This is a genomic window from Epilithonimonas tenax DSM 16811 (assembly GCF_000428485.1).
Classification (GTDB): Bacteria; Bacteroidota; Bacteroidia; order Flavobacteriales; family Weeksellaceae; genus Epilithonimonas; species Epilithonimonas tenax.
In genome coordinates this window covers 1-1,966 of the sequence record NZ_AUAA01000092.1, presented here as the reverse complement: position 1 = coordinate 1,966, position 1,966 = coordinate 1, and the positions used below count along the sequence as shown (strand labels likewise).

The following is a 1,966-nucleotide window of genomic DNA, read 5'->3' as shown; positions in this document are numbered from 1 at the left end:
TGATTATTCCGAACAAAGTACACCACTCATTCCGAGGCAAAGTACACCAGTTAATTTCATAAAAAACTTCCTAGACTTTCCACTGGATTCGTATTAAATCAAAGCTAATGGTTTTTTTTCTTTCTCAAAGATTTACCTTTTAATTCTAAACGGTGAGCCGAAGCTGTCATTCTGTCCATTATTGCATCTGCCAGTGTAGGTTCATTAATGTAGTCGTACCACGATTCAACAGGAAGCTGTGAGGTAATGAGTACAGAGCTTTGCGCATAGCGGTCTTCCAGCAGATCCAGTAAGGTTAATCTTGTATCTGCATCCATCGGTTTGAGTCCAAAATCATCTAATATTAACAGTTTGTTCGTTGCTATAGATTTGATCCACTTAAGGTAGGTACCATCAAGTTTTACTTGGATAAGGGTGTCCATAAAGCGATTCATACTAAAATATAAAGTTTTATACCCTAATAAACACGCAGATCGTCCTAATGCGCAAGCTAAATAACTTTTACCACAGCCTGTTGCTCCTGTAATAAGAACATTTTCGCCTCTTCTAATAAACTGTCCATCCGAGAGCCTTAAAATCTGTTCTTTCGTGATTCCCCGCTCTGAGGTACACATAATTTCTTCAGGGACCGCAAAATACCGAAGTCGGCTAGCTTTGAGGTACTTTTGAGTTTTTGCGTGGTCTCGATGTTCGATTTCTGCCTGAACTATACCTGCTACGAGTTCATGCACGTTTTGTAATTGGTGAACAGGCAAGTCTGCAATGGCAGAGTACCGCAATGCCATACCTCCTAAACGAAGTGTTTGCAATTGTTCAATTGTTTGATCTGTGTTCATATAAATAAATTTAATTGTATTCTTGGGAGCCGCGTATATTGCTATGGGATCCAATCTTGTGCGAGTGGCCTTCACTTGGCTTTTCTTCCAAAAGGTCCATCTTATTCGTAATAATGTTTTTTATAGTAGTGTAATTAAAACGACATCCTCTTAAGGCTCGTTGGCATGCTCCTTCAATACGCTCTGGGTGTTGCCTGGCAATACGCAGAAGTCCTTGACAGGACTGAAAAGACTGATCTAAAATTGTTTTGTCCTCCATTACCTTTTTAAAGAACGCACGGGTACAGGGACCATACTGTTCTGCTTGATGCAGGTACATATCCGGATCCCATAAGTTTTGTTCCCCTATCCGTCTATGATGCGGCGGTTGATGATCAGGCAACGTGGTATAAGTGTATGGACGATAGTTCCGTCTATGTAATGCAATACGGATGTTTTGAAGATAAATCTCAACATGGTCCGTACAGTAAACAACAGTCACACTACTGCCAATGTATTTAAATGGCACACTGTAATAGTGTTTATCTTCACCAACCATAATGTGGTAGTTACTTTGGATTTTAGCTTTTGTATAATGTTTGATTACAAAAGATTTTTGCACAAGAGCTTGTAGTAAAGGTTTCTCCTCATTCTCAAAGCGATCCTTACGGCTGTAAGTTCTTCCCTGAAAGTTTTGTTCGTGATGCTTTGTAAGTTGTAGTCTTATGGCTTTGTTGAGAGCCTCAAGACCGGTAAGTTTTTCATTGCGAAGAGGAGCGTAAATACGCCGGTAAGCATTTAATACCGCACCTTCCACAGTGGCTTTATCACGTGGCTTCCTTACACGGGCAACCTTCAATACGATTTGATTATGATTCCCCCATTGTTCTATCAAATCATTAAATTTAGGCTCATACCGACAAGATCTAACAACCCATTGCTTCATATTATCTGATTTAGCAATCTCAGGGCAACCTCCAAAGTAGGATATGGAATTATTTAAAGCGCGAATAACTTGTGGAACAGAAGCATTAGCAAGTGCTTCAACATAACTATAGCCACTGTAAGGCAAGACCGCCACAAAAACAGGAACATCAATCTGCTCTCCTGTATGAGGGTCAAAATAATGAAGCTTGTCACCTGCAAAATCC

Annotated in this window: 2 protein-coding genes; both read right to left on the bottom strand. The window is 40.0% G+C overall.

The window, feature by feature from the left end; all coding sequences use genetic code 11:
* Positions 1-104 precede the first annotated feature (104 nt).
* Positions 105-836 (bottom strand): IS21-like element helper ATPase IstB, encoded by a 732-nt coding sequence (gene istB, locus F564_RS0117600; RefSeq protein ID WP_028123730.1) that lies wholly within the window; start codon positions 834-836, stop codon positions 105-107.
* A 10-nt stretch (positions 837-846) separates the two neighbouring features.
* Positions 847-1,966: Mu transposase domain-containing protein (locus tag F564_RS19680; protein WP_034981986.1), on the bottom strand; the 1,120-nt coding region annotated here is incomplete at its 5' end.